At 46.5% G+C, this 26,088-nt stretch carries 21 protein-coding genes and 1 pseudogene; 15 read left to right on the plus strand and 7 right to left on the minus strand.

Annotation, left to right across the window (positions count from 1 at the left end; all coding sequences use genetic code 11):
- Window positions 1-90: 90 nt before the first annotated feature.
- Window positions 91-261: pseudogene (locus tag QT994_RS15490) on the plus strand (transposase); the annotation flags it as partial.
- 74 nt (window positions 262-335) lie between these two features.
- Here QT994_RS15490 and QT994_RS15495 read toward each other — a convergent pair.
- The gene (locus QT994_RS15495; protein ID WP_333045167.1) at window positions 336-554 is read right to left on the minus strand and encodes a hypothetical protein; all 219 of its coding nucleotides are present in this window, start codon (window positions 552-554) and stop codon (window positions 336-338) included.
- 165 nt (window positions 555-719) lie between these two features.
- On the opposite strand from QT994_RS15495, the gene egtC reads away from it, so the two are divergent.
- The 3 genes from egtC to egtD all read left to right on the plus strand — a co-directional run bounded on the left by egtC (window position 720) and on the right by egtD (window position 4,199).
- Complete coding sequence (gene egtC, locus QT994_RS15500; RefSeq protein WP_333175927.1) at window positions 720-1,508, plus strand: ergothioneine biosynthesis protein EgtC; 789 nt, start codon at window positions 720-722, stop codon at window positions 1,506-1,508.
- A complete protein-coding gene (gene egtB, locus QT994_RS15505; RefSeq protein WP_333175929.1) occupies window positions 1,480-2,772 on the plus strand; it encodes an ergothioneine biosynthesis protein EgtB in 1,293 nt (430 codons plus the stop codon). Before egtC ends, egtB begins: the two co-directional genes overlap by 29 nt.
- A gap of 380 nt (window positions 2,773-3,152) precedes the next feature.
- On the plus strand, window positions 3,153-4,199 hold the full coding sequence (gene egtD, locus QT994_RS15510; protein WP_333175931.1) for an L-histidine N(alpha)-methyltransferase: 1,047 nt from the start codon (window positions 3,153-3,155) through the stop codon (window positions 4,197-4,199).
- Window positions 4,200-4,314: 115 nt separating this feature from the next.
- Here the strand turns inward: egtD and QT994_RS15515 are convergent, their stop codons facing one another.
- Together QT994_RS15515 and QT994_RS15520 are read right to left on the minus strand one after the other, a co-directional pair.
- Window positions 4,315-4,926, minus strand: coding sequence for a hypothetical protein (locus QT994_RS15515; RefSeq protein WP_333045161.1), 612 nt, complete (start codon window positions 4,924-4,926; stop codon window positions 4,315-4,317).
- Between the two features lie 409 nt (window positions 4,927-5,335).
- Complete coding sequence (locus QT994_RS15520; protein WP_333045160.1) at window positions 5,336-5,650, minus strand: RNA-binding protein; 315 nt, start codon at window positions 5,648-5,650, stop codon at window positions 5,336-5,338.
- Window positions 5,651-6,595: 945 nt separating this feature from the next.
- Between QT994_RS15520 and QT994_RS15525 the strand changes: the two genes are divergently transcribed.
- On the plus strand, window positions 6,596-7,405 hold the full coding sequence (locus QT994_RS15525; protein ID WP_333175933.1) for an SDR family NAD(P)-dependent oxidoreductase: 810 nt from the start codon (window positions 6,596-6,598) through the stop codon (window positions 7,403-7,405).
- Between the two features lie 219 nt (window positions 7,406-7,624).
- Window positions 7,625-8,461: an MBL fold metallo-hydrolase gene (locus tag QT994_RS15530; RefSeq protein ID WP_333175934.1), complete on the plus strand. Its 837-nt coding sequence runs from the start codon at window positions 7,625-7,627 to the stop codon at window positions 8,459-8,461.
- 138 nt (window positions 8,462-8,599) lie between these two features.
- On the opposite strand, the gene QT994_RS15535 is transcribed toward QT994_RS15530, so the two are convergent.
- The gene (locus QT994_RS15535) at window positions 8,600-10,282 is read right to left on the minus strand and encodes a tetratricopeptide repeat protein (protein ID WP_333175936.1); all 1,683 of its coding nucleotides are present in this window, start codon (window positions 10,280-10,282) and stop codon (window positions 8,600-8,602) included.
- Between the two features lie 247 nt (window positions 10,283-10,529).
- Between QT994_RS15535 and QT994_RS15540 the strand changes: the two genes are divergently transcribed.
- On the plus strand, window positions 10,530-12,260 hold the full coding sequence (locus tag QT994_RS15540; RefSeq protein ID WP_333175938.1) for a pseudouridine synthase: 1,731 nt from the start codon (window positions 10,530-10,532) through the stop codon (window positions 12,258-12,260).
- Window positions 12,261-12,432: 172 nt separating this feature from the next.
- On the opposite strand, the gene QT994_RS15545 is transcribed toward QT994_RS15540, so the two are convergent.
- A complete protein-coding gene (locus QT994_RS15545; RefSeq protein ID WP_333175940.1) occupies window positions 12,433-14,889 on the minus strand; it encodes an ATP-dependent helicase in 2,457 nt (818 codons plus the stop codon).
- Between the two features lie 166 nt (window positions 14,890-15,055).
- Between QT994_RS15545 and QT994_RS15550 the strand changes: the two genes are divergently transcribed.
- Window positions 15,056-16,060: a DUF4349 domain-containing protein gene (locus tag QT994_RS15550; RefSeq protein WP_333175942.1), complete on the plus strand. Its 1,005-nt coding sequence runs from the start codon at window positions 15,056-15,058 to the stop codon at window positions 16,058-16,060.
- A gap of 86 nt (window positions 16,061-16,146) precedes the next feature.
- On the opposite strand, the gene QT994_RS15555 is transcribed toward QT994_RS15550, so the two are convergent.
- Window positions 16,147-17,247, minus strand: a complete 1,101-nt coding sequence (locus QT994_RS15555; RefSeq protein ID WP_333175944.1) for a RuBisCO accumulation factor 1 — start codon at window positions 17,245-17,247, stop codon at window positions 16,147-16,149.
- A 157-nt stretch (window positions 17,248-17,404) separates the two neighbouring features.
- On the opposite strand from QT994_RS15555, the gene QT994_RS15560 reads away from it, so the two are divergent.
- The 7 genes from QT994_RS15560 to epsE all read left to right on the plus strand — a co-directional run bounded on the left by QT994_RS15560 (window position 17,405) and on the right by epsE (window position 25,389).
- A complete protein-coding gene (locus QT994_RS15560) occupies window positions 17,405-18,349 on the plus strand; it encodes a response regulator (protein ID WP_333175946.1) in 945 nt (314 codons plus the stop codon).
- Between the two features lie 221 nt (window positions 18,350-18,570).
- Window positions 18,571-19,278, plus strand: coding sequence for a bifunctional demethylmenaquinone methyltransferase/2-methoxy-6-polyprenyl-1,4-benzoquinol methylase UbiE (ubiE, locus tag QT994_RS15565; RefSeq protein WP_333175948.1), 708 nt, complete (start codon window positions 18,571-18,573; stop codon window positions 19,276-19,278).
- A gap of 85 nt (window positions 19,279-19,363) precedes the next feature.
- The gene (locus QT994_RS15570; RefSeq protein WP_333045142.1) at window positions 19,364-20,596 is read left to right on the plus strand and encodes a DUF445 family protein; all 1,233 of its coding nucleotides are present in this window, start codon (window positions 19,364-19,366) and stop codon (window positions 20,594-20,596) included.
- Window positions 20,597-20,763: 167 nt separating this feature from the next.
- Complete coding sequence (locus QT994_RS15575) at window positions 20,764-21,072, plus strand: DUF3493 domain-containing protein (RefSeq protein ID WP_333045141.1); 309 nt, start codon at window positions 20,764-20,766, stop codon at window positions 21,070-21,072.
- A 333-nt stretch (window positions 21,073-21,405) separates the two neighbouring features.
- The gene (locus QT994_RS15580; protein ID WP_333175950.1) at window positions 21,406-21,981 is read left to right on the plus strand and encodes an alpha/beta hydrolase; all 576 of its coding nucleotides are present in this window, start codon (window positions 21,406-21,408) and stop codon (window positions 21,979-21,981) included.
- Between the two features lie 625 nt (window positions 21,982-22,606).
- Window positions 22,607-23,824, plus strand: a complete 1,218-nt coding sequence (locus QT994_RS15585) for a DegT/DnrJ/EryC1/StrS family aminotransferase (RefSeq protein ID WP_333175952.1) — start codon at window positions 22,607-22,609, stop codon at window positions 23,822-23,824.
- 296 nt (window positions 23,825-24,120) lie between these two features.
- Window positions 24,121-25,389 carry an exopolysaccharide biosynthesis GT4 family glycosyltransferase EpsE gene (epsE, locus tag QT994_RS15590; protein ID WP_333175953.1) on the plus strand — a complete coding sequence of 423 codons (1,269 nt, stop codon included), beginning with the start codon at window positions 24,121-24,123 and terminating at the stop codon, window positions 25,387-25,389.
- A gap of 416 nt (window positions 25,390-25,805) precedes the next feature.
- On the opposite strand, the gene QT994_RS15595 is transcribed toward epsE, so the two are convergent.
- Window positions 25,806-26,030, minus strand: a complete 225-nt coding sequence (locus QT994_RS15595) for a hypothetical protein (protein WP_333175955.1) — start codon at window positions 26,028-26,030, stop codon at window positions 25,806-25,808.
- Between the last annotated feature and the right edge of the window lie 58 nt (window positions 26,031-26,088).

The following is a 26,088-nucleotide window of genomic DNA, read 5'->3' on the forward strand; positions in this document are numbered from 1 at the left end:
AAACCCTCACGCAGCCAAACAACCGCAGCTCAGCTCAGTCGCTGTTGGTGTGTGGGGTAAAATCTGTACTCATAGCAGGCTTTCATTGCTATGGTAAATGCGTTAAAAGGGGTATCCAGTAGGCGGTATGGGCAAGCTGGATACCCAAAAGCTTATGGGAAGGATGCTCTAGGGAGTCCTAATTATTTTGTAGCTTCTATTGGCGACGGGTTCTTGGAAGTTCTGAAACGATATATCCAGAATCAAGAAAAGCCGTCCTAAAAGGACGGGATTTTAAACCAAAATCTCTGATAACTTTAATCAGTTTGGCGTTGAGAGGATGTTACTGCTTTTCCTTAGTCGATCGAGATTGACTGAGGCCCCGTGCTTTTACCGTTGGTGGTTTCGGCTGGGGGAGTAGTGTAGGAAGTTGAACCGGCTTGCTCGTCGATCCAGCTTTTAACGGGCTCTTCGTGAAGGTTGAGTCGAAGCAGGCCAGAAAAAAATCCACCAGTGAAGGCGATCGGCTGTTGGATCAATTCTTGGGCCATTGGAATGAGTTCGTCGAGGAACATTCAAGAGTCTCCTTTTGCTGCAGGGGTTATACCTTAACTTTACCGTTTGTACTGCGATGCTGGCAGCGGGCTACAAAAAACCTTGTTCCCAGCGCTGAAGATGGGCGAGCGGGCAATTTTTCGGCTAATGACTTACAATGCTAATCAAATTGCTGCAAAAATTTTATGTGCCGTTTGCTTGGCTACCTCGGGGAGCCGATTTTACTCGATGCTATTCTGTACAAGCCGGAACATTCCCTAATTGTGCAGAGTTACGAACCCCGCGAAATGACTTCTGGCGTACTCAATGCTGACGGTTTTGGTATTGGTTGGTATCACCCGCACCTAGATACTGACCCGTTTACCTATAAAAATGTACAGCCAATTTGGAGCGACGTTAACCTTCCGAGTATCAGTCGATACGTTGAATCTGGATGCGCGATCGGATACGTTCGCAGTGCAACTTCAGGACAACCTGTAGATTTGAGCAACTGTCAGCCGTTTCAGAACGATCGCCTGCTGTTCGTACACAACGGCTTCGTGAAGAATTTTCGGCAAACTCTTTATAGACCACTTCGCGATCGACTCAGCGATACGCTTTATCAATCAATTAATGGCACTACAGATTCCGAGCATATCTTCGGCTTGTTTCTCAATGAATTGACAGCCGCCAATGTGACTCTAGAAACTGCTTTGCAAAACACGCTGAAAACTGTGGCAGAGCTAGCAAACTTTCACAAAGTAGAATTTTCAGCTAATATCATTATCAGCGACGGACACCAGCTCGTTGCCTCTCGCTTTGCTTCCCAAAAAACCCCTCCTTCCCTCTATTGGCTGCGAGACGATTTAAATTTCCCGAATTCAGTCATCATTGCTTCTGAACCTTTATTTGCGGGCAATTGGCACGAGTGCCCAGTCCAGAGCATTATCAGTACCGGAGTAGAGCGTGATATCGAAATCTATCCAATCTTGTAGAGAGGAAATTTATCGCGATTTGCAGCAGTGTCGCCGCGGCACTTTCAAGCTATTTGCAGACATCGATTATGATACTTTTTGCCGCCAAGCTCATCCTGATTTCAGTCCGGTTGGCTGGCACTTAGGTCACATTGCTTATACTGAGGATTTGTGGCTGTTGCAGCGGTGTGCGGGGTTGAAGCCAGTCTTTCCTGAGTATCACCAACTGTTTGCTGCTGATATTTTGCCGAAAAAACAACGGGTTTTTCTGCCGACGTTACCTGAAGTTGAATTATATCTGGACGCGGTGAGAAAAAAGGTGTTAGATTATTTGGAAGTAGCACCGATCGACGAGCAAGAACGTCTGTGGCGGTTTATTATTCAGCACGAAAGCCAGCACTGCGAAACTGTTGCTTTCGTGTTGCAAATGCAAAGGAAGAAGGAAGAAGGAAGAGGGAAGAAGGAAGAAGGAAGAGGGAATGAGGAAGGAAGATTAATTTCCAATTATCGATTACCAATTGCAGATTACCAATTACCAATTACGGATTCCCGGGCGATTGAAATTCCGGCCGGGGAATTTTACATGGGAAGCGATGCTGCTGAGGCTTTGGATAATGAGCGATCGCGCCACCTGTGTTATTTAGAAGCATACTCGATCGATCGCTATCCCGTCACTTGCCGTCAATACCAAGATTTCATGGAATCCGGCGGCTATCAAAACCCTGATTGGTGGTCAGCAGATGGCTGGAAATGGCTGCAAGGCGAAGCCGTCTCTCAACCGCTTTACTGGTCAGAAAATCCAGCTTTCAACAACCATCCAGTTTGCGGTGTCAGTTGGTATGAAGCCGAAGCTTACTGCAACTTTATCGGCAAGCGTTTGCCATCGGAAGCAGAATGGGAAAAAGCTGCGAGTTGGGATGCCACAAATCAAACATATCGCATCTATCCTTGGGGAGAAGAACCGCCAAACGGCAGCCTGTGCAATCACGGCAATAATATTGCAAATACCTCGCCAGTCGATGCCTTTCCCAAAGGAGCAAGTGCGATCGGCTGCTATGATATGTTGGGGAATGTTTGGGAGTGGACTGCTTCAACCTTTGACGCCTATCCGGGATTTGAAAGTTATCCTTACAGGGGATATTCTCAAGTTTATTTTGATGGAGAACACCGGGTTTTAAAAGGCGGAAGTTGGGCGACTTTTCCGCAGGCACTGCGATCGAGTTTTCGGAATTGGTACTATCCGGGCGTGCGGCAAATTATTGCTGGTTTTCGCTGCGCTAAGTAGTTTGCTAGGTAATTATAATTACCATCAAATTTGTTCATACTGAGGAATTTATTCATCGGAAAAGTCCGATGAATAAATTCCTTAATACTTGCATTATAAAGCTTATTTGACGAACATCAGATAAATGGCTGGAGAGGGAATTGGGGAAAAAATTTGTTTGCGAAATGCCCAACTTTTTTCCATGTAACAAGCTCAAGGAAAACAACTTGGGTTAATTATTTAATAATTTTTTTGAATAAATTTTAAGTTTTAATTGTGGAGGCGATCGCCATCCGGTGAGACAAGACAGAACCGGGATCGGCATGAAAAATCTGACTTGAGCGCGATATTTGGCAACGCAACTGCGTGGTATACCGATATGTGCATCTAAAAATTACTTTATGAAATCCCCAAGACTGTCCGACACAACCAACTCAGCCTTAACGAAGGAAAACCGGCTGCACTTAGAGCGACTGGTGAGCGCTGCGGCACTGACACCCGCAGAAATCAATGCTGGCAGCGATGCAGTTAGCGGGTTGACTCAAAACCCCAAATCCCTGCCTCCAAAGTATTTCTACGACGATCGCGGCTCAAACCTGTTTGAGTTGATTTGCCAGTTGCCGGAATACTACCTGACACGCACTGAGACGGCTATTTTGCAGGAGTGCGCGGGGGCGATCGCCAATTTAACGGGCCCCTGCGAAATTGTGGAACTCGGCAGCGGCAGTTCCACCAAAACTCGGATTCTCCTCGATGCTTACAGTCAACGGGAATATCCCCTGCACTATTTGCCGATCGACATCAGTCCTACTATCCTAGAAAGTAGCGCTTGTCAACTGTTGGCAGATTATCCGTCCCTCCAGATTCACGGACTTGTCAGCACTTACGAATTAGCATTAGCTAAAATTGCACCGTCGCCGTTGCCAACCCGAATGATTTGTTTTCTAGGCAGTACCCTCGGCAATCTCAACGCTCAAGAATGCGATTTATTCTTCTCGCAAATTGTCGGTGCGTTGCAGCCAGGAGAGTATTTTTTGCTGGGAATTGACTTAGACAAATCTAAGGATATTTTAGAGCCTGCCTACGATGACAGTCAAGGAGTAACGGCAGCATTTAACTTGAATATGCTGCGGCATTTAAATCGGAGGTATGAGGGAAATTTTGATTTGGCGCAGTTCGAGCATTGGGCTTTTTACAATCAAGAGGAATGTCAAATTGAAATGCACTTGAAAAGTAAAAAAGCGCAAAAAGTTCAGTTACGCGCTCTCAATTTAACGGTTGAATTTGCAGCGGGAGAAACTATCCGCAGCGAAATATCGCGCAAGTTTAATCTCAATACTGTAAAAAAAGAACTTTCGCAGCGTGGTTTAATGCCGATGCAAGTTTGGACAGATCCAAATCAGTGGTTTGGCTTGATGCTTTGCCAGATGTCAGAAGTTAATAAATGAGTTCTTCAGATATTACCCACACTCAGGACACGGCAGGGCGCCGTGTCCTCAATTTCTTCTGTGTTTTCGATGGTTCTGAATTCAGCTTATCCTGTTACCAATTCCCAATTCCCCATTAACAAATCGGCCGCTGTCCGGGTTTTACGGCGTGAATGTACTCACTGCCCGAGGTCGGCCATCCCCTCTTATAATAAGCTTCCTCCGGCTTCCCCCAGCCCAACTGCAACAAAATTTCTAGAAAATCCAACTTTTCCCACTTCCAGAGACTAGCCCATTCTGTGCGCTGGGCTATAGCCTCTACATCAACCGGCTCGATCGATCGAAAATCCTTTCCGCTGTTAACACTTAAATACAAATCCATCCCGGCAGTTACCTGCTGCCAGAATTCCAACATAGCAATCTTAGCTGCCTTCAACGTAATCAAATCAACCGGTAGAGCTATTAATTCGTCATCCACTGCCGGATAGCGTAGAGTATTGCCTTTAACCGCAATTTCCCGCCAGACAATCCCAGAAACTTGATGTTCCCGCTGGTATTCGTGTACGGCTGCCTTAAAATTTTGATAAGCAGTAAACTTCTGTACGCCCTCAGATTTGAGAAAGCGGTCAATCACGGGGTTGCCTGTAGCAGGAGTTTCAGTCAAGTTGAGGCGCCGCCCATACAAGCAGGCTTGGCGCTCTTCTTCGAGGATTTTAATGAGTTCCGCCGTGCTGTAGACCTTGGACATCTTTATTCAGGCAAAATCAAGATATTGGCTGATATTCGGCTGGTTTTCTCAACTAATCTTCGGTAAAGATAGTTTGGTTGTTCAGGGCAATATTTAGTTTTGCCGTTATTCTAACTTTTCTTCGTGCTTAATTCTAGTTTGATAGTTTACAGGAGCCGAGCCGAGAAATCCCGACAGCCTCTTCAAAAAAGCAGTTAAGAGGATACCGAATCACGAAGTAGACGGGGAAATGCACCGCAGACGTACCGGACGGGATTTTTCGCCAAAAACAAAGCCCCCTCGAAGGAGGGGGCAAAACTGATTTAGAGGTTTGGGAGTTTTAGTTGATGGGTCGATCGAACAACCCGAAAAAAAAGCAGCATTCGCACCTGCCGTCAACTAGCACAACTCAAATTTTCAGTCTCAAAGCTTAGTAGCGTCCGCGTGAAGAGCGATCTTTGTCGCCCCAGCCGCCGCCACCGCCCGAGGGGCGTTTGTTGTCTTCGCGAGGTTTGGCTTTGTTGACTTTCAAGTCACGGCCCATCCATTCAGCACCGTCTAAAGCTGCGATGGCTGCTGCTTCTTCTGCCTCGCTTGCCATTTCCACAAAAGCAAAACCTCGCATCCTGCCTGTTTCCCGGTCCATTGGCACTTGGACGCGGCTTACAGTACCGTACTCGGCAAATACTTCGTTGAGGTCGTCTGATGTTACCTCATATGAAAGATTACCCACGTAAATCGACATAAAATCTCCAGAATCATTAGGGTGCAGAGACTTAGATTCGGAGAGACGCTTGTAAATAAACACCAACAAACTACGCCACCGAATTTAATTCTTGGAAAACCACTATAACATGAAGCCAGCAGAATCAGCAATTGGCTGTCATAATTTTCAATTTTGGGTGCCCTGGGGTAATCGCCAACAGCAAGTATTCGTGATAACTGACATCTTACACTCTTGGCGTCATCCGCTTGGTTTCTTGCAGCGCGATCGACCTGATATCTGAGATTTTTCGTCGCTGTTACCAGGTTGATTGGGTCTGATTGAGAACAGTGCCTGAGATTGAGTTATAACTGACATCTGGCACTGTTCTCCCTACGCAAGCATCCTGACCGTTCCACCAGAGATAAATGTTTTTAGCCCAGGATTAATCTTCCGACTCAATCTCCCCTCTTCCATCTCCCGTCTCTCATCGCATCCGATTTAGCACCAGAGAATGACGGTTCCCAAATAATTATCAAAAGAGTTATTAGCCATATCTACGCGCATTTTATACATATATAGCAATCCTCGCATCATTTGTGAATTTCTTACCGACTCAGAGCGAGTTCGGGGAGGGTTGAGGAGGGGTAAAAATTTTACGACTTCTGCAAGGATTGCTATATAATCATACATAATTATTTCTATAATATTTCCCTTTTATTCATTTTTTAAGGCTTTGTGTAGTTTCTCTATTTGCTCTTTCTCTAAGAGGATTCTATGCTGTCATTTTTACACTAACTACATGAAGTTTGTTTTCGATTATACCGTATCTAAATGCCTAACAGCTTATGTCCTTGGAAAGATGCGATCGCACGGCTGCCTCCCTAGGATTGTAAGAATTGAAAGCCCACAGTCCACAAAGATTGTCTGGTAGAGACAGAAGCAAGCCTAGACAAAAGAGCGTGGAGCAATTACAGAGGATTTTAGATGGTTATAAACAGTTCATTGACCCGCCCCTTGGCTGTCGTGACGGGTGCCTCTAACGGTATCGGCTATGAACTCGCCAAACAGTTCGCTCAAAACGGCTTCGATCTCCTAGTCACAGCCACCGGATCGAGCATCAATGAAGCGGCTCAAGCCTGTGAGGGACTCGGTGCCCAAGTCGAGACAGTGCAGGCAGACCTCGCTACCTACGAAGGTGTTGAGACGCTCTACAACCAGATTAAAGCGGCTAATCGGCCAGTGGATGCGATCGCAATTAATGCAGGTGTCGGCGTCGGCGGCGACTTTGCCCGCGAGACAGACTTGAAGGACGAACTAAATCTGATTAACCTCAACGTTGTCTCGTCTGTGCATTTGGCTAAACGGGTAGTTAAGGATATGGTCGATCGCGGCCAGGGACGGATTCTATTCACTTCCTCAATTGCCGCCCTAATGCCGGGGCCATTCGAGGCAGTCTATGCAGCATCCAAAGCATTCATCCACTCGTTTTCCGAGGCACTCCGCAATGAGTTAAAAGATACAGGTGTAACTGTCACCTCGCTCATGCCGGGCCCAACCGATACTAACTTCTTCCATCGGGCGGGAATGGACGACACGAAGGCGGGCGCAGACAAGAAAGATGATCCAGCCGAGGTTGCCAAACAGGGATTTGAAGCCTTGATGGCCGGTAAGGACAACATCATTGCAGGTTCACTCAAGACAAAGATTCTGGCCAACGCGAGCAAAGTTTTGCCTGATACCGTCAATGCCGAACTGCACAGTCAACTTACTGAACCGGGTTCTGCTAACCAATAATTTCCGCCCGTTTTACTATTCTTATGTGCAGATTTAAAGGAAGTAAACATCGCAGATAATGGCAAGATAGCAGCCGATAAAAGCGTGTTTACTTCTCCCAGTAGTGGCGATTTAGCACTGTTTTCTCAGGCGTTAATCGATGCCATTATGCAGCATCGGTCTTGGAGGGGAACTGAGGAATAAATGGTTCTCGCCTAAGTAATTTAGTACAGGACATTTATGCAAATTCATCATCTCAATTGTGGCTGTATGTGTCCCATTGGAGGGGCGCTTTTCGATGGCTTTAGTCGCGGTCTGACGGCTCACCTCGTCTGCCACTGTCTGCTTGTTGAAACGAATCAGGGGCTAGTTCTGATCGATACCGGCTTCGGACTCCGGGATATCCAGTCGCCTTACTCCCGGCTCAGCCCGTTTTTCGTCCATTTTAATAACATCCAGTTCGATCGCAAGTACACGGCCATCCATCAAATTGAACAGCTCGGATTTTCACCAAGCGATGTGCGCCATATTGTACTCACCCACCTCGATTTTGATCATGCCGGTGGTCTAGAGGATTTCCCTGAAGCCACGGTACACGTCATGCAGGCTGAAATCGATGCGGCACAGGATCGGCACGGTTTCATCACAAAAAGGCGCTATCGTCCGGGGCAGTGGGATGAAGTCAAACGCTGGAAATACTATTCGGCGGGTGGGGAACCTTGGTTTGGTTTTGAAGCAGTCCGCGACCTCGACGGGTTGCCGCCGGAAATTTTGCTAATCCCGTTGGTGGGACACACGCGCGGTCATGCTGGCATTGCCATTGATACACCCGAGGGCTGGCTCCTGCACGCAGGGGATGCCTATTTCTACCGACACGAGATGGATGCCGCTAACCGACGCTGCACGCCCGGTCTGCGCGCCTACCAATGGATGATGGAGGTCGATCGCAAGGCTCGGTTGCTCAATCAAGACCGGCTGCACGCATTATCGGTGCAGCATAGTAAAGATGTGCGCCTGTTTTGCAGTCACGATGCTATTGAGTTAAAAGCATTTGCTGACGGGTCTAGGATATCTTAAAACTAGAAATTTCATCCTTACTATTGATTAGGCAAAGTAGGCAGTTGGGGAAGTTGCAGCCGGACTGCGCTTAACACTCAACTATTCAGTTTTCCGACCCATCCTTCTACAGTCAACAGTCAACAATCAACATTGATGTTACCACTTTCCTGACATCGCGCCCTTAAGCCTCAATTCCTCTCGACTGACTAAAGCTTCGTAGTAATCGGGTTTGATTTCGAGGGCGACTCCGTAAGAGCTAATGGCATCTTGAGTTCGCTGTAATTTTTGCAAAACGTCGCCCCGCTGCGCCCAAGCTTCCCAGTTGTCTGGCTTGAGTTGAATCACTTGGTCAAAAGCGACGAGTGCTTGGGAATAGTTCTGCATTTCCCCTAGGATCAAACCTCGGTGTACCCAGCCTTGATAGTTATCCGGCCAGACAGTAATTGCTCGATCGTATGATGCTAGAGCTTGTTCGTACTGCTGCAATTTTGACAAAGCGTTGCCGCGTTTCAACCAAGCTTCAAAATTGTCTGGCACGATTTTTAGTACGCGGTTGTAAGCTGCGACGGCTTCTTCGTAACGCTGCAATTTTTCCAGCGCTGCGCCTTGCTGCAACCCTACTTTTGATGTAATTTCTGCTTCTGAAGTCAGAGAGATTACTTTATCAAAACAGGCGATCGCTTCTTCGTATTGCTGTAATTTTTCCAGAGCTTCGCCTCGCAAGTTCCAAGCTTCTAAAAAATTACCTTCAATTTGTAGGGCATTGCTGTAAGCGATAATTGCCTCTTTGTAGCGTTCCAATCCTGCCAGGGCGATGCCTCTACCCAGCCAAGCTTCGGGAAAATTCGGATTAATTTGAACGGCTTGGTCAAAAGCTGCGATCGCCCCTTCAAAATCTCTCGATTCTGACAGTGTTTGACCGCGCCCGATCCATGCTTCGGGATAAAAAGAATTAATTTGAATTGCCCGATCGAAACAAGCAATTGCCGCGTCGGCCCACTGGTGTTTGAGGGCCATTCCTTTATAAAACCAAGCTTCGCAGTCGTTGGGCTGCATTTGCAGTACGCGATCGTAAGCTGTCACCGCTTCTGCATATTTGTGCAATTTTGCTGAAGCAATGCCCCGATTGAACCAAGCTAGAGTATTTTGTGGTTGCAGTTGAATGGCCCGATCGTAAGAAGTTACAGCTTCAGCGTAGCGTTCCGCTTTCATCAAAGCCAAACCTCGGTTGAGCCAAGCTTCCCAATTCATCGGGACGAGTTTCAGGGCGCGCTCGAAAGCCGCCACGGCTTCAGGATAGCGCTCCGCTTGAACCAAGACGTTGCCTTGGCGATACCACATGGCGGGCAAATTCGGATGAAGTTGGGTTGCTTTTTTGTAACAGGTTGCGGCTGCATCCCACTGCTGCAATTCCTCTAAAACTCGGCCTCGCTGATACCAAGCTTCGTGCTTTTCTGAATTGATTTGAATTGCGGTGTCGAAAGCCGCGATCGCTTCTGAGTGATTTTGCAAACTTAACAGCCCTGTCCCGCGCAGCATCCAAGCCCAATATTCTTCGGGATTAATTGCTGTAGCTCGATCGGCGCAGGCTACGGTTTCTGCGTAGGAGTGCAGTTGCTTGTAAGCTTTGCCCAGATTCAGCCACGCCCTGGCCCAGTCCGGCTTAATTTGAACCGCTTTTCCGTAGCAAAGGACTGCCGCTTCGTACCTTCCCGATGCGTACAATCTATTGCCCCGATCGTAATCTGGAAATGCTGCCAAAATTCTTAAAATCGGCGGCAGCAAAGCTGGTTGGGGATTTGAGGAGTTTTCTGTAGCCGAAGTCGAGAGGTCTGGCATACGCCTTTCACATAAAAAATTTAGTGGGATAACAAGCTTGCGGTCTTATATATTAACTTATGCTTTTCTTAATCTCGCTGCTGTTTTGAAACAAATTTAGCATATCAGGCTTGATGCGACACATCATTTTTACTTAATTCGAGTAGGTATAAAATTATGCACCCTTCCCACTGTCGGTACACCGCTGTAAAATACCGTCAAGACACAAGCAGATATGTCCTAATTCAGGTTTCCAACCAAATTTAAGATGCTAGAGTTGCACACGCTTTTAGATTTCACTGACTGTCATTGGGAGTCGATCGACTCGCGCCCGAATTATTGGTACGAAGGCCGTTGTCCTCAAAGCGGCGAGTTGCTGAGACTGCCGCGTACTCGAATGTCCGAGGATCTCGCCCGGGGTTTGATGCAGTACCTTGCTGTTGACGATTCCTACGATCGCGAAGGCAAGATGTACGGCATATTACTGGTGGAGATGCCTTCGGGGGAACAGGGGATACTCAAAGCATTTTCCGGGCTGCTGAACGGTTGCAGCATTGTTGAGGGCTGGGTGCCACCGATTCCTGGACGAGATCGAGTTGCTTTCGAGGAAGCGCGCACGTTAACTCAATTGGAGTTGATGAAACAGGAACTTATTGCACTGAATCAACTCCCGCATCGACAAGAGTATGCAGCCTTATTTCGGGAGTTTGAAGCGCAATTGCAACTTTTGAGCGATCGCCACCGCAATTGCAAGCTGCAGCGAGACGAAAAACGCCAGTTACTGTGTCAAACTCTCGCAGGAGAAACACTAGAAATTGCCCTGGAACAACTGAATCAAGAAAGCCGTTTGGAGAAAATTGAACGCAGACAATTGAAACGACAGCGGGATGAAACATTGCAGCCGCTAAAACAATTAATTGAAGCTGCGGATCGGCGGATGCGGGCGCTGAAACAGCGGCGAAAAGAACTTTCCCGCGAACTTCAGACGCAAATGCACGCGGCTTACACTCTGGTAAATTTTTTGGGGAAATCGCGATCGCTCTCCTCATTGATGCCAACCAATTCTATTCCCACTGGCACCGGCGACTGTTGCGCGCCAAAATTGCTCCACTACGCGGCAGTACACAATCTGAAACCGCTGGCAATGGCTGAGTTTTGGTGGGGGCCGCCATCGGGCGATAAGATACAGGGAGAATTTTATGGCGCTTGTGGCGATCGGTGTCAGCCGTTGATGGGTTTTTTGCTGTCAGGATTGGCTCAAAATCCGACTGTTTCTAATAATATAAATGAGGATTTGACGGGCGGGCTAGAATCCCCCCCCACAAGCAATAATGTTTATTGTGCAACGGGCATCTTGCCCGTTACACAAATGCTACCGATTATTTATGAAGATAAATGGTTAATTGCGGTTAATAAACCCTCTGGGTTGCTGTCAGTTCCTGGTCGTTATCTGGAAAACCAAGATAGTGTTTTCAGTCGTTTGCGTAACTTGTTGCCGGATAGTTGGGGTTTGACGGCGGTGCATCGTTTAGATTGGGAAACATCTGGTATTTTGCTATTGGCGCGGGACAAAGAAACCAGCAGTCAACTCAGGCAGCAATTTGAAACAAAGCAGGTTCACAAAGTTTATGAAGCGCTAATTTCGGGTACTGTAAAAATTGATGCGGGGACGATCGATCTCCCACTTTGGGGCGATCCAGAAAATCGCCCTTACCAGCAAGTCAATTGGGAGTGCGGAAAACCCAGCGTTACTCGCTTTCAGGTAATGGCGAGGGAGGGAAAGTATGATCGCGTCGAGTTTTTGCCACTGACGGGGCGCACGCATCAATTGAGGGTTCATGCAGCGGATGTTCGAGGGTTGGGGATACCCATTTTAGGCGATCGGCTTTACGGATGTCGGGCTGCTGCGAAGCGGCTACACTTGCACGCGCGGGAACTTTCGTTTGAGCATCCGCAGTTGGGAGAAAGGCTATACCTACAGACAGAAACACCATTTTGAGCTAAGGGCGATCGGGCAACGAAGGATAGTTGAGCAGTAGGAATTACCGATAGAGGCAGCACATATTTATTGTTGAGTAATCGGAGCAACAAATGGGGGGCTTCAGCTTAACTTGTCACCCATGAGTAGAGCAGGGAACGAGCTACTTATTACTCATTACTTCTTACTTCTTTTATATCACATTACTCGGAAATCTCTGCTTCAAAACAGGCATTAGCGGACAAGGTTTTTGCTCCTGTAAATTCTCCGGTTTGTTCCAAGTAAAAGGCCCTTTCTTCTCCGCCGCCATCCACAGCAAGCTTTTTGCTCGCGTCATTGCCACATACAGCAGTCGAAACTCTTCTGCTGTTTTCAAATAACCTGCTTGTTCCCAGGCTTCGCCTAGATTTGGTAAAGGATATTTTTCGTGCAAACTTGCTCGAATCTGTGCTCTCGCTACCTCTGCTAAAGTGAAATCTCCTAAAAATCGGGTTTGCGGCAAAACTCGCAAATTTCCGGGGATGGTTTGTTCGTGCAGAAACGGCAAAAATACGCAATCCCAATCCAATCCTTTAGCTTTGTGCATGGTAATAATTGTTAGTTGACCTTTGCTGGTATAACGTTCTTCTATTTTGTCATCTGCATCCACAGGTTCAAATCTTTCGGAACTGACAATTTCGCTCAGTACATCCAAAATATTCCGCATTGAATTGTTGCCTGCTGTTTGGATTGCTACCCGTTCTGCTAATTTGTCGGCGGTGGCTAATTCTGTTTGGTCGTATTGCAGCGCTAAGGCTAAGAATGAGATGATTTGGTATGGTGGCAGTTCTAAGCTAGCTTGCAGCAAACCGCAGCAAAAATAGCGGCATTTGCGAACCGGGTCTGACTGCTGCGGGTCTAGGGGACCTGGGTAAAGGAATTGCTCAGGGCTAGTCGCAAAAGCATTGTAGTCTTGTTTGGGGATCAGTTGCCGATCGCTCAAAATCTTTAAGGCTGCTTTCAGATAGTCTGGAGAGTGCGGGCGATCGAGAAATTGCAGCAGTGTTAAAATTTCCCAAGGTACTTGAGAATGTCTGTCCCGTTCTCCCACATCCTCAATTTTAATCCCGTATTTCCGCAAATCAAAGCTTAATCCGTGTTTTTGAGGATTTTCTAGCACTTCTTTGATAAACTTACCTTGTTTGTTTTCCCGTACCAAAATAGCCATCGATTTCAGATTTTCTAACGGCAATTTTGCACTCTTTTCCCCATCGCTAGCTTCCGCGCCTAAATCGATAGCTTTTTCATTTCTTGCAAATTCAAAATCGCTGGGTAAAAATTCCTCGATCAACTCAATTACCCGCTTGCCAATTAACTCAACTGTATGGTAAATATCGCGGGGAGTATGCAATTCTAAGCCTCGACCAATGGGAGCCGGATTTGCATTCTGCTGCGGGTCATGGCTGGGGACTGGCTTAATAGTTTGGTCGCGAAAAGGCTTTTCATTTTTTGCTAATTCTGAGCCATTTACCCATTGCAACATAAAGTTAGCGGCATCGATAATTACCTGGGTGCTGCGGCCTGCACCGTCCATTGTCGCTAACTTATTCTCTACTTCGCACTCATCACAAAATTGGTTAAAATAAATCGGGTCGGCGGGAGTGAAAGTAGAATTAATCGCTTGATTTGGGTCGCCAACTCTGATAAAATTGGGAGGTAAAGTAGGATGTTCGGGATCGATCGCCAATGTTTCCAAAAGCCGAGTTTGCAAAGGTGTAGAATCCTGCGCTTCGTCCTCAAAAACGGCAAATACTTGCTTTTGCTCGATCGCCCTCGCCTTCGGATTGTCCAACACCCGCAAAGCTGCTAAAATCATTTCGTCGTAATCGATGAATTCCCGGCTCCTCAACAAAGCCTGATATTTTTGATATAAACCCCCAGCTACTGCTAAAATCTCATAACTATCCCCAGTATCAAGAGCGCTCATTTCTAACAACTGTTCGGGAAACAAACCAGAAGATTTCGCCTCGTGAATCACAGTTTTAGCTACCTGCGGCAAAATTTCCGTCCGCAAAACCGATTGTCGCCGCAGCCTCTCCGTTTCCTCTCCGTCGAATTGCTGTCCTTCCAACAAAACTTGATATCGGCGGGGATTTTCAGCAATCCAAAGTTCTACACAGGTGCGAATTAATCGGTGACTTTGAGTGGGAGTAACTAAGGTTGAATTTTCTAAATTTAAACCCGACAAATCGGGATGCCGCATCGCAATATTCAAAGCTAAACCGTGCAAAGTGTGCACCGCAAAACCGCCTTGAGATAAAGACAATTGGGCCAATCTTTCCCGAATTTTAGCTTTAATATTAGCAGCAGCCGATCGCGTAAATGTCACGACAATTAACTGGCGGCGGTTGTGAAGCCCGTTGCGGGCGATCGCAATTGCGGACGCAGCAGCCATTCCCGTAGACTTCCCGGCCCCCGGAACCGCCGAAACAGCAAGGGGGCCGCCTTCCCAATCCGCCATGTCCTGCTGCCCCCCACGCAAGCTTTCGCGAATTTTAAGGCAAGCTTGTTCTCGCAAAACGGCGGCAGAGTCTAACCCAGAGGAAATGTTGCCAGGGCGATCGACAACGGATATCGATCGCATAAAATCAGAATCAAATTCATCAGTCATTATTACATCCGCGTTTATCTGCGTTCATCTGCGGTTAAAAATAAAAAAATCTGCAACCTCTACCGTTTCCATTTCGGTATCGGCTAAACTAACACTATCTATTGAAGCTTAAATTAAAATCAGCATAAAATTCAATACCCAAGCCTTTGTTATAGGAATCACCCAAATGAAAACTCACCTCAAAATCAATTCCCCCCCGCCCAAGCCAAACTCAAACCCAGCCAACAACAGCACAACTCGTTTTGCTGTTGTGGCATTCTTAACTTTATCTTCAGCCATTGCTTTGCCTAGCTGCGGAGGAGCTCAACTGTCCAGCGATACAGGCGGCGCAGCTTCACCCAGCAGCCGTGAAAACCAAGTTGCCGCATCGGCTCCACAATCGGCACCCGCACCCGAGCCACCAGCCGAAAGGTCAAAAACTGCTGGTGTATCAAAAAAAGTCGCAGAAACTCCAGCAACCCGTCCCCAACTGATTAAAAAAGCCGAACTCAGTGTAGTTGTCAAATCTATTGACGCCAGCACTAAATCTGTTACTAATATTGTCGAAAAACAGCAAGGCGATATTTTGGGTTTCCAAAATCAAAAGCCCCCCGATTCCAGTGTCCGCCAAACGGCGTCTGTCGAAATTCGCGTGCCTCAAGAACGTTTAGAAACTACTTTACAGGCTTTGGCAAAACTCGGAACAGTAGAGAACCGTTCTCTGACGGCTGAGGATGTTACCAATCAATTAGTTGACAACGAGGCTAGGCTGCGGAACCTCCGCAAATCCGAGGAAATGGTGTTAAAAATTATGGAGCGATCGGGATCGGTCGGCGACGTGCTCAAAGCTGCTCAAGAGTTGAGCAATATTCGGGAGTCGATCGAACGCATTGACGCTCAGTTAAAAAGTTTGCGAACTCAAGTAGCTTATTCGACTATTAGCTTAACTCTAGAAGCAGCAGTATCGGCTCAACAAACTACGGAACCTTCTTTAGGTTTGCGGGTGCAGGAAACTTGGGGGAAAGCGACTCATTCGGTGGGTGAATTGACGGTCGGTTTGTTTGGTTTGGGTATTTGGCTGTTGGCTTACAGTCCTTATTTTCTGTTAATTGCGGCTGCGGTTTACGGCTTTAATCGATTTAAGAAACAGCCTTCTGTTCCGCAAATTCAAGAACCGAAACCGCCTCAGTAATCAGTAGTCAGTTGTGAGTTGTTCGTTGTTATTAGCTTTCCAGTCAACAGTCAACAGTCAACAGTCAACTGACATCTGACATCTGACTAATCATCAATTTGCCATCCATCTTTGGTATAGTCTTCATCCACAATCTTTTTCGGACGCATCACCAGAACAACTCGTCCCAAAATAGGAATATCCGGGGATTGTTCAAACCAGTACAATTCTAAATTGCCAGCGTTATCGGCGAGGAAATAACTCTCAGCATCCCACTGTCTTTGGGCTCGATCGGCAATAATCAAAACTTCTTCAACTTTGCCTTGCAGCGGTACCGGCAATCTATCGCTCATTCCCAAAACCGCCACCGGATCTTCAGCGTTCAAAATTACCTGCCATCCGGGAATCGCCACCCAAGCTCCAGCTCCAGCTCCAGAAAATTTTACCATTCGGAACGGCTCGATTTCCTCCGGCAAAGGCACTGCCAGCAAATCTCTCGTAGAAAGCGGCAATTTGCCCACAACCGGGACAACGCGGGGCAATTGTTCCTCGGTATCGAGTCGGTAGACGGGCAAGCGGGGCGCTTCCCGTCTCGGAACTACGGTAAAATCGACGAGCAACTGCTCGATTTGCGCCCTAGCGGTTGGGCTGCTAGCTAATTTTAAACCGCGAGCAATTAAGCGCGATCGCTCTTGCAAATCGCTTTTCTGTCTCGCTAATTGCCAGCATTGGTAAGCCATAGCATCGCCGGGAGTGTCTGTGAACCCTTGGGGGAGACTCCCGAAGTGCGAAAACTCCTTGATCGCTTTAGCAACTTGGCGAGCATCGTCAACATCCAAATTGTGGGTTAGCATCAAAGCTGCTGCCCCGGCCCGCTCTACTTGAGAGAGAATCCGAAACTCGTATAAGATATCACTACCTTTGCCCAGGAAGTGCGATCGAACTTCGTCTGAAGCCCCAGCATTGACCATGCTGGTGTAAACTTGGGCTGCGACGCTCACTTGATTTTGCTGAATTGGCTCAAAACCAGTTTCTTCAAAAATCCTTTGAGAGTTGTAGCCAGCTTTTAGCAGTGCTGTGCAGGCCTGTCCCCACTCTACCCAAGTGCCTTCTTTTCGGCGGAGCGATCGAATTAACTTTTCGGCATCCACAGCATTTGTGGAGGATGCAGATGCAGGAGGGGATGAATCTTGCGGTGTATCAGTCATAATTGAATCAAAAACCAGGGCTAAGTTATGTGTGATTGGATTACCGGCAAGGCTCGTGTCGCGGCAGAGCGATAGATTAATAGTAAGTGAGTTATGAGACTATTGTTACAGAATAGTTGCTCGCCTAAATTTACAAAGGGGAGTTTATCGTATTGTTATGGATAATGCCATTTCAGAGCTAGATCAAATTAAACGCCAGCTCATGACCCTACACAGACCGAAAAAGCCCAAAATGCTGGTAGTAGACGACGAACCAGACAATCTGGATTTACTCTACCGCACTTTCCGACGAGATTTTAACGTGCTCAAAGCTGAGAGCGGAATTCGCGCCTTGGAAGTCCTCGGCATCGAAGGCGAGGTCGCCGTCATCATTTCCGACCAGCGGATGCCCGAAATGAAGGGAACGGAGTTTTTGAGCAAAACCGTGCCCCAGTTTCCGAATACGGTCAGAATTATCTTGACTGGTTTTACGGACATTGAAGACTTGGTGGATGCGATTAACTCAGGACAGGTTTACAAGTATATCACTAAGCCTTGGGACCCGAACGAATTGAAAATGGTGGTGCAAAAGGCGGCCGAGACTTATGAAATTCTCAAGCAGCGGACTGAGGAATTGGATCGTGCCCAAAATCAAATACAACTGTTAGCAACAATCATGCAAACGGCTGTGGATTATCCGAGTTTGGAAGCAAGTTTAGACCCAATTGCTACTGCTATAAGTGATAACTTTTTGGCGGACTCTTGCATTTTGCAACTGGTGGAAGGAAATGCTTTAATATCAGTCCAAGGCTGTCACACCACTGGTTCAACTGTGGAAAATTGGCTGGCAGATGACCCTCTGGTGCGAGAAGCAATTACCTCTCAAACTATTCAGGGTGCTGTGAATATTGGGCTTGACACAGCCTTAGCGAGTCTGCCGCACTATCAGAAATCCGGCATTCAAGCTCACCTGACCATCCCGGTGATTCACAAAGGTCGATCGATCGCCCTGATTTCCATGCAGTGGAAGCAACCTTGTTCCCTGCGCCCCGACGAACTCACAACAGTTCACCTCGCCGCTCAAGAAGTTGCTTTGGTATTGACGAGTTTTAAGGGTCATTAGTCATTAGTCATCAGTCATGAGTCATCAGTCATTAGTCCTTAGTCGGCTCTAAGTCTTGAGTTTAAAATGATAGCCAACCAATGACTCTCGACAAAAGCTCATCGCTTGCTAACAAATAAAAAAGCATTAATGACTGGCGACAGCATGACATGAATGCACGGATTAATTGTTTTTTCCGGCTGACCAATTACAAATTATCAATCACCAATGACAAATGAGAAATGACTAATAACGCCGAACAAATTAAAAATATATTTAATCGAATTGCACCAGTTTACAATCAATTGAACGACTGGTTGAGCTTTGGGCAACACCGGATTTGGAAGCAAATGGCGGTGAAATGGAGCAGTGCGGGCCCCGGAAATACTTGTTTAGACTTGTGCTGCGGTAGCGGAGATCTAGCTTTGCTGCTGGCCAAACAAGCAGGGCCGACCGGTTGCATATTTGGAGTAGATTTTTCCCCCGAACAATTGGCCGTGGCCGCCAGGCGCGATCGACCTTTTCTCACCCCTGCCAGTCCCATTTCCTGGGTAGAAGCTGACGCCCTAGACTTGCCTTTTGCCGACAATTACTTCGACTGCGCCACAATGGGTTACGGCCTGCGTAACGTGACTGACATCCCCCGCAGTCTTCAGGAATTGCACCGCGTGCTCAAACCCGGTGCCAAAGCAGCTATTCTCGACCTCCACCGCCCCAGCAATTCCCTAATGCGGAGCTTTCAGCAGTTTTATCTAGACAGTCTCGTAGTGCCCATTGCTCAGCAATTTGGCATGACTCAAGAATATGCTTACATTAATCCTAGTTTAGAAAAATTCCCGATCGGCCAGCAGCAAGTCGCGATCGCCAACAAAGCCGGATTTGCCGCCGCCACCCACTACCCCATTGCCGGAGCTATGATGGGAGTATTGGTACTCGGCAAAGCAATTTAAAATTAAAAAGGCTTGCAGTCTATATCAGCTATCTAACTATAGGGTGCACCGATCCCTGTGCACCTTACCCTATTTTTAATCCTTTATGAATCCGTCTGACATTTGGCTGTTGGTTGCCCCACCTGTAGTGGGAGGAATTATTGGCTATTTCACTAACGATATAGCTATCAAAATGCTGTTCCGCCCCTATCGAGCTATTTACATCAAAGGGCGGCAGTTGCCTTTCACTCCAGGCTTGATACCCCGCAATCAAGAGCGCTTGGCAAAGCGAATTTCCGACACAATTATGGGTTCGCTGCTGACGCCACAGGAGCTGCAAAACTTAGCGCGCCGCCTCCTGCAAACCGAGCGGATGCAGTCGGTGATTCTCTGGCTGTTGCAGTTGGCGCTGGATCAGGTAAAAGCAGACGCAGAGCAAAAAACCGCTAAAATTCTCGCTAACATTCTGCGAGATTTGCTAGGGGAATCTGTGCCCCGAATTCTCAAAGTTTTGGCGCGCCGGGAAGATTTTTTAGAAGCTCAGCTAAATCAAATTTTTGACCAAGTTTTGCTGGAGATTCAGCTAACGGAAGCTCAGGCGGCTCAGCTTGCTGAGTGGTTGTTGCAGGTAGTAATACCACCGGAAGTGCTGCGGCAGGCTTTAATTGACTTTTTAACGGATCGCAATATTTCGATTATCGATGAAGGGTTTCGAGAAAAAACCAGCGGCACTTATTGGGTAGTAGCAAATTTGTTTGGTTTGCGGAACACTTTAACTCGGCTGCGGACTTTTTGTCTGGATGACAGAGAAGCGACAAATCAGCGGTTAGCAGAGTTAACTATTTCTTTGGGAATTCGCGGGCGAATTCAGGAATGGCTGCAAAATTTGTCGATGCAAAATTTACCGGTTTCGACTGTGAGACAGTTGCGAAAAACTATGCGCGACAGCGTTCGCACCTACGTTCAACAGCGCGGTACAGAGGTACTTGAGGGGTTGAGCAAATCTATTGACTGGGAAAATATTTCCCGGTTGCTTCTTAATCGCTTGCAAACTTCAGCGGTGATGAGTGCTTCCCTGGAAATTGTTAGCAAAGAACTTGCTTTGGTTTTAGAGCGTTATTTAGAGCGGGATTTAGAAAATATTGTAGCTCAGGCTATCCCAATTTTGAATATCGACCAGGTGATTGTCGATCGAGTAAAAGGTACTTCTCCTGAAGAGTTGGAGTTAGCAATTCAGGGAATTGTCCAAAGCGAATTGCAAGGAATTGTAAATTTAGGAGGTCTTTTGGGTGTTTTTGTCGGCTGTTTGCAGACAGTTGTGGTTTGGATTCAGCGATGATTTATTTCGGCAGTTGTGAGATATTTGTTGTAGTCTAATATTCACTCGAATTACGCCCACAGTACCAAAAACGCGGTTTTTCGGCAGTAGTTGCCACCTCAGCCAGAGGGTTTTTGGTAGAAACCGGGTTTTGTGGCCCCATCCTAATTTACCTATTTCCTAAATCTATGCCAGCCCCAAATTCGGACGATCGTACATACATCCCCAAAAACCCGCGCAACCTCAGCCGCCAACAATACGAGCGTTTAACCGCAGAAATGGCCACTCCCTACCGCCCTCTGCGACAGTTTGTTTACGTAGCTTGTGGCGCTTCGGGCTTTATCGGGGGCTTGGTTTTCCTCGCTAAAATTGCCTCTGGCCGGGAAATTGGCTCTGCTTTGCCTAATTTTGCCCTCCAAATCGGAGTTGTGGCCCTGATGGTGTTCCTGTTTCGCTGGGAGCAGCGCGCCGAGAGCCGAGCCCCGAAGGGGAAGTAACAAAAATTTACAAATCGAGACAAAAATCTATTTGAGGCAAAGAAAAGTTAGAAAGATAAAGAAAATATTACGAAGTCCTGGTTTCCTAGCGATCCCTGTTATAGTCAAAAAGTGGGTTCAATTGGGGTCAGCAAATTTAAAGGCCCTAGTCATAAACCGCTTGTAATTCGTTCAATTGGGGTCAGCCTCATAAAGACCCTAAATATATCAAATAAATTTAAGCCCAGCGCCAGCCTTCACTAATAGAAGAGCTGGCTTTCGGCATTTTGGTAGGATCGGGAGATTGAAGATGTGTCACAGTCGAATTAGAAAAAGATGTTGGGAGATTTTACTATGAGCGGGTCATTTTTCCAAGGGCGGTGGACGTTATTTTTAGCAGCAGGCGTGGGAATTGTATTTTACAGCAATGCTGCGGCGGCGGCCGAAAAGGTAGTGCTCAAATACAGTGCGATCCGAATGACTTTACCCGTCAGCGAATTAGAAATTTTTGCAGAAACTGGGCAAATGTCGCCCGGTTTAGAAATGCTGCTGGGAAAAGCCAAAAAAGACCCGCAAGCGGTTCGCAACAGTCTGACGAGATCGGTGAAAGTGAGTCAAAGCTTTTTGGATCGGACGCTCAACAGCAAAGTTGGGGAAATAATTCTCGATGAAGTGGGTCAGGTAATTCGCACTCCTTCTGGGAATGCAAATCGAGAAGCTTTGCGCGAGGCCTTGGTGCTTTCTGCAACTAATGATAACGAGATTACCCTGCTGGAAGCGATGAAGAATTATCCGACTCCAGAGGTTTATGTTGAGGGCGATCGCTTAGTTGAAGCTTACGGCAAGCTTGTAGCTTTGTCTGAACAATTGGGTGGCGTTTCAGAACGGCTGCAAGATATTTTGAACAGAATTCGCCTGCCTAGACTGTAGCGGATTTTGGCAAGGAGGGTTGATTCGTGCGATCGCAGAATATTGCTGAACCTGCATCAATTACAGGGGAGTTACATTTTTTTTGTGCAAAATTTGCCTAATTTTGACACGACTTAAAAAAAAGAATGCAACGGTAGACAAGCTCCAAACCTGACGGTAATCAGGCATTCCCAATTCTCCAATCTAAAATCTAAAATCTAAAAGGGTATAAGTTGGCTGTAAAGGAAGTGTCCGGATAAACGTTCGATGGTTTACACAAATTTAAAATAAAATATATGTATATTTTGATTAATAAAACTATTGAAGAATAAAAAACCGGGCAAGAGCTTGTGTATCGCCCATAAACTGAAATACGATCGGGTGGACATTGCAGATTATCTATCTTAAGATAGAGCAACGCTGTCAGAGTCAGGCGCTTGGGGAAAAACCACGGGTAATTAGTAAGCTCGTGCTATAACAGACACTATTACGCAACCTATAGGCTAAAACTCTTGACTAAAAAAGTTGAAAAAAAAAAGTGAGAGACTGTATTAACTAACAGCACCTCAATTCCCAATAAAACCGTACTTGCCAGGATAGTCCACTTTCACTCTATAGACCGTATTTACTGGGTAACATTAGCAACATGAACAACAATCCTATTCGTTCAAAAGACCGTTTCTTGGTTTTCGGTGCTCCGGCGATCGAAGATGCTGAAATTCAAGAAGTGGTGTCAACCATGAAAACAGGTTGGTTGGGTACAGGTCCTAAAGTCATGAGTTTTGAAAATGACTTCAAAGCTTACAAAGGTTCCCAGTACGCGATAGCTGTCAATTCCTGTACCGCGGCACTGCACTTGAGCATCCTCGCTGCTTCGTTACAACCGGGGGATGAAGTTATTACTACTCCGATGACTTTTTGTGCCACAGTTAATGCGATTATTCACGCAGGCGCAACACCGGTACTGGCGGATGTAGATCCGGTGACTATGAATATTGACCCCGCTCAAGTCGAAGCTAAAATAACTCCAAAAACAAAAGCAATTTTGCCGGTTCACTTCGCGGGTCGTCCCTGCGATATGGATGCGCTTTGCGAGATGGCTCGCCGTCACAACTTGAAGTTAATTGAAGACTGCGCTCACGCGATCGAAACAGAGTACAAGGGACGGAAAGCAGGCACATTTGGCGACTTCGGATGCTTCAGCTTTTATGTTACCAAAAATATCACGACCGGCGAAGGAGGAATGATTCTCGTCGACAGTCAAGAATACGCCGACCGGCTCAAAATTTTGGCGCTGCACGGTATGAGCAAAGATGCTTGGAAGCGCTTCGGCGATTCAGGATACAAGCACTACCAAGTGGTGGAAGTCGGTTTTAAATACAATATGATGGATCTGCAAGCTGCGATCGGCATTCATCAAATGAAACGAGTCACCCCTTATTGGCAGCGGCGGGAGCAAATTTGGCAGCGCTACAACGAAGCATTTGCGGATCTGCCGATTACTTTGCCCGCAAACCCCGAACCGGATACAATTCATGCTTATCACCTGTACACCATTCTGGTAGATGAAGCCAAAGCAGGAATCAGCCGCGACGAGTTTCTCAATGCTATCAATGCTGAAAATATCGGTGTCGGCGTACATTACATGAGTATGCCGGAACATCCTGTCTATCAACAAATGTTTGGATGGCAGCCGGAAGACTATCCGAATGCTAGCTACATCGGCCTACATACAATTAGCTTGCCGATTTCGGCAAAATTAACAGATGCAGATGTGGAAGATGTAATTGCTGGTGTTAAAAAATGTTTGGCGCTGGGCAAAGATCGGCCTCCATTAGAAGTGACAGCCGGCCAAGTCGCCTAGACTATTAGCCACCAAACAATGTGAAACCTCTCCGGCTAGTCAGCATTTATTGAATGACGGCTCACATTCAGTCCCCTAAAATTTTACACTCTTTCAACGTAGTGGGATTGGAGTTTTTGGTAGATACAAATATAGTTTTGGGTATACCCAAAACTATATTTGTAGCTATGAAAAGTTCTAATACCAAAAAAATGGCAGGGCGTGGGTTCCGCCAGCTAAAAATCTTTGATCGTGAACAAACAACCGATTGTTTAGCATATTTAAATTTGTCGAGTTGCTAAGGAAAAGAATCAATAATGAATAAACAGATTGGCTACTTTATCCCTGAATTTCCCGGACAAACTCATACTTGGATATGGCGAGAATATCAAGCAATGCTCGATCTTGGTATGAAACCTCACATGATATCAACCCGCCGTCCGCCCACTAAAGTTGTACATACTTGGGCTGAGAAAGCGCAAAGTATGACTGATTATTTGATACCCTTTGAAATCAAAGATTTTGTGAAGGTTCCCATAGAACTCATCAAAGCGGGCCCCATTGCCTGGTGGCGCTGCCTCAGTGTAATTGCTAATACTAAAAATATATCCTTTTCTCAAAGGCTTAACTATTTGGTATGGGTTGTTATGGGGGCTAAGCTAGCTTGGCTTGCCCGAACCCAGGGCTGGTCTCACGTCCACGTTCATTCCTGTAGCAATGCTGCTAATATAGCCCTATTTGCCTCCATACTTTCGGACATCACTTATAGTCTGGCTCTTCTCGGTCAGTTAGAAGATTTTGGGCCCAATCAAGAACAAAAATGGAAACATTCTGCTTTTGCTTCTGTAATGTCTGAACAACTCCTCAACTCTGTTAAAAATGACCTGGCAGGCTTCTTGCCAAAGGATGTGAGGGTGTCACCAGTGGGTGTAAATCTCGATGAAATTAAGCGTGAAACTCCCTATACTCCTTGGCAGGAAGGCAGTCAATGCCTAATTTACACTTGTGGCCGTCTCAATATAGCCAAAGGACAAAAGTACCTGATTGAGTCAATTAAGTTGCTTCGACAACAAGGGTTTGATGTCCGCTTGCAGATTGCTGGGGAGGATGCAAAATCGGGTAATGGCTACCGTAAAGAACTCGAAAAATTCATTCAAGAGCAATCAATGTCTGATTATGTTGAGCTGCTTGGTTCTGTCTCAGAAGAACGAAATCGCCAAGGTTATCAAGAGGCTGATATTTTTGTTTTACCCAGCTTGAAAGAGGGAATTTCTGTAGCTGTTATGGAAGCAATGGCTATGCAAACTCCTGTAGTAGTGACGCAGGTGGGTGGAATGGCGGAACTGATAGATAACGGTGTTGACGGTATGCTAGTCCCGCCGGAAAATCCCGAAATAATGGCAGAGGCCATAGCAAAATTGCTAAAGGACAAAGAATTAACATTGAGCCTGATTCACAAATCACGACAGAAGATTGCTGCTAAATTCCACCATCGGCGTAGTGCTCAGATATTACTTCAATCCTTGGAGGATCTCAGTTCACGGGGTGAAAAGCAGGTTGAAAGCATTGCTGGGTCAAGGTTTTGAGTTAAATGACCAAGCGAAAATATCTTCACGGGCTTGAGTCAATAAAAGAGAGTGGCGATCGTAGAGAATCAGGTTCACGCCTATCTCATACGATCTTATGAGTCAATAAGCCTGTCCAGAATCCGCTATCTTTTTTGAGGTTCGGGGGATTCAATGCTTTGACCATCAAGGTAAGATAGGCGTTGTCGCCCCGCCAAGGAACTCAGCTCATTTTTATAAGATTGAACAGGGTGATTTTTTTGAGTAGGTATCGATAACGTCCTAGCTCCTCAATAGAAGGAGCTAGGATATCTATGATTCATTCTAAAACGCCCTTTGTTCTGAAAAATCGTGACATTAACGCCGTGTTTCAAGTTGGTTTTAAACATGGGGCGATGGGAAGGTACTATCGGTTACAGAATTTGGCTTGGCTGCTCTCAGTAAGCCAAAGTTTCTAAAGTTTCCCGCAGATAGGAACGAACCTGCTGATCGATGGTGACATTTTGCTGCTGACGCTCAAAATTGAGTTCTAGCTGCCAGCGTTGAAATCCTGAACTTGCGCCGATCGCCGATTTGAGACTGCCCCAGATTTCAGAATCTTCGCACAGCTCGATCGGAGCTGCGGCTTGAGGTTCTTCTGCGAGCGGTAGATAATTCGCCATATTGTTATACATCTGTTTTAATCCCTTGTAAGGATTGAAAGCTGACCTTGACACTCTC

The organism is Microcoleus sp. S13_B4 (assembly GCF_036700885.1).
Lineage (GTDB): Bacteria > Cyanobacteriota > Cyanobacteriia > Cyanobacteriales > Microcoleaceae > Microcoleus.